This window comes from Actinomadura sp. NPDC048955 (assembly GCF_040649435.1).
Lineage (GTDB): Bacteria > Actinomycetota > Actinomycetes > Streptosporangiales > Streptosporangiaceae > Spirillospora > Spirillospora luteofluorescens.
Map to the genome: position 1 here is coordinate 1 of NZ_JBEZJI010000174.1, position 2300 is coordinate 2300.

Below are 2300 nucleotides of genomic sequence, written 5' to 3' on the forward strand. Positions count from 1 at the left end.
TGCGCCGCCCGCCGCGCCTTCGGCAGCCACAGCAGCCCGGCGAGCGCCGCCGGGAACGGTGGATACTTATAAATCTATGACTGAACTTGTGAGGAATGAAAAGGATTGGATGATTGAGACGCAAGATAGAAATAGTAAATCACTTATAACTGCTATACACGGAGGCGGTATAGAGTGCGGTACTTCTGAATTAGCGTTATTGGTTGCAGAATTATCGAATGTAAACTACTTCACTTTTAAAGGTTTAAAACCGAAAAACAATAGGACTCTACACGTCACTTCAACAAATTATGATAATCCCAATTTACTATATTGGAATCAATTTATGAATGTAACAATAGCCATACATGGTTATTCAAGCAATCAAGCAAATAGTTATATTGGTGGATTGGATGAAAGACTTATATCTCTTATTACTCACAATTTAAAAGTTTCAGGTTTTAATATAGAAGCCGCTCCTGAAAGAATTGCTGGTAAAGAAATTAATAATATAACTAACAAAAATGCCTATGGAATGGGTGTACAGATTGAAATATCAACTCAGCAAAGAAAAGAATTTTTTAGTCGAAACGATTTTAGTCAAAAGAATAGAGAAAATACACATAATTGGACAGAAGATATGTATTACTATGCTAATGCTATCTGTGCTGCAATTAATGATAGAAAGTGGGTAGAAGCATGAAGAAAACACACCGTATGACTGAAATGGAATATATTAATGTTATTTCTTTATTATTTATTGGAACAATAGGTATGGCTCGAGGTTCTTTTTTTATATTTGCTTCTGAAATTCAAGTCGATAAAAGCCCATTGTATAGTAGTATTAATGAAATAATCCCCTTAAGTATTTGGGGGATTCCATTCTTTATAGGAGGATTATGTTTAGCAATTGCAGCTATGGCTTTACCTTATAGAAATATTAACAAAGTTTATAGTATCACTCTTATTTTAGGAGGGATTATTTGTTCTGTGTTTTTCTTTGTAATTACGTTAGCTGGTATTAGTGATTCTTTAAATTGGATGTCACCTCTTATTTACTTTTTAACTACTTTAACGTGTGGTGGTTATGCTTACTTTGGAGTGTTGCATTATGCCAAACAATGAATTGCCCCAAAGTTATTATGACGATAGGGACGCTATTCATAAAAGAATAAGAGAGGTTGATGAAAAACATACGAACAATTATAACAATTTAAGTGTGTTATTAGCAGAATTTAAACCTACACTTAATCAAATGGTCGAGGCAACTAAAGAGATGAGTGCTGAACAGAAAAAAACAAACCAACAAATTATAGAACAAGGCCAACGATTGTCTGTCGTCGAAAAAGATGCTCAAATGCTTAGGAAACATTTAAGTCAAGAAGAACAAGAAGCAAAAGAGAAAGGTAAAGAAAATAAAGAGTTTATTTTAAAAGCTACAGGTATATTTGTTGGTGAAGGTGGTGTGGCTTGGCTTATCCATCCATTGTTCGACTTTTTGAAAAATGTGATTAATTAAAGTGGTATTTAAAGAAAAAATCATAGTAAAGCATATATAACTTTAAAATCTTTCAAGTATGTAAGTTTGAAAAGTTACTTTGTAAGATTAGATAAATGAAATTTGCTAAAAGAACTTCTACAATTAAATTGTAATTAAATTGAAGGAGAGTTTATTAATGAGAGAGTTGAAAATTTTATTAATTCCTATAATAGTCATTATATTATTAGTAATGGGATTACTTTTCGGATTGAGAATTTACGGTGATCATCATCCAAGTAATGAAAATGTAAAAAGTTTGAATATGAAGAACCCTCTTGAGCCGACAAAAGAATATTATGTAAAAACTACTAAACCAGTAAAAGAAAAGCCTAAAGAAGATGCAGATCAAACTCATGTATACAAAACAACAGGTTATGATAAAAATGGTAATAGTAAAAAAATTAAATATGTAGGAATGAAAAGACTAAAACTCAATCACTATTTAAAAATTAAACAAAAATTAGATACAGTTAAAAGTTATGAAGAAGTTAAAAAAGACGATATTCCTAAAGAAGCACGTAAACATTTAAATTAATATATTAGAGTCTGGGAAATAAATCCCAGGCTCTTTTATTTTACTATAAAGGAGATGTAACCTTTGAAAATTAATTGGATGACACGTTTAAAAAACGGAACGACACTCACAGCTTTAGTAGGTGCTATTTTATTATTTGCAAAACAAGTAACGGAAGCATTTGGTATAGATATATCAAGTCAACTTGAAACAATCAGTAATATTCTGGGGAGTATTATTACAATACTCGTAGCTTTAGGTGTTGTA

General features: G+C 31.3%; 5 protein-coding genes. All 5 read left to right on the plus strand.

Going from position 1 to position 2300, the window contains the following annotated elements; translation table 11 throughout:
- Nucleotides 1-682, plus strand: a 682-nt coding sequence (locus AB0C84_RS45940; protein WP_361079200.1) for a poly-gamma-glutamate hydrolase family protein, incomplete at its 5' end; no start/stop codon positions are given.
- Nucleotides 667-1104, plus strand: coding sequence for a hypothetical protein (locus tag AB0C84_RS45945; RefSeq protein WP_361079203.1), 438 nt, complete (start codon nt 667-669; stop codon nt 1102-1104). The genes AB0C84_RS45940 and AB0C84_RS45945, both read left to right, overlap by 16 nt.
- Nucleotides 1091-1498 carry a hypothetical protein gene (locus AB0C84_RS45950; RefSeq protein WP_361079206.1) on the plus strand — a complete coding sequence of 136 codons (408 nt, stop codon included), beginning with the start codon at nt 1091-1093 and terminating at the stop codon, nt 1496-1498. The genes AB0C84_RS45945 and AB0C84_RS45950 overlap by 14 nt, the downstream gene beginning before the upstream one ends.
- A 157-nt stretch (nt 1499-1655) precedes the next feature.
- Nucleotides 1656-2054, plus strand: a complete 399-nt coding sequence (locus tag AB0C84_RS45955; protein WP_252918771.1) for a YxeA family protein — start codon at nt 1656-1658, stop codon at nt 2052-2054.
- 78 nt (nt 2055-2132) lie between these two features.
- Nucleotides 2133-2300 (plus strand): phage holin (locus AB0C84_RS45960; protein WP_361079210.1); only part of this gene is annotated, 168 nt, incomplete at its 3' end.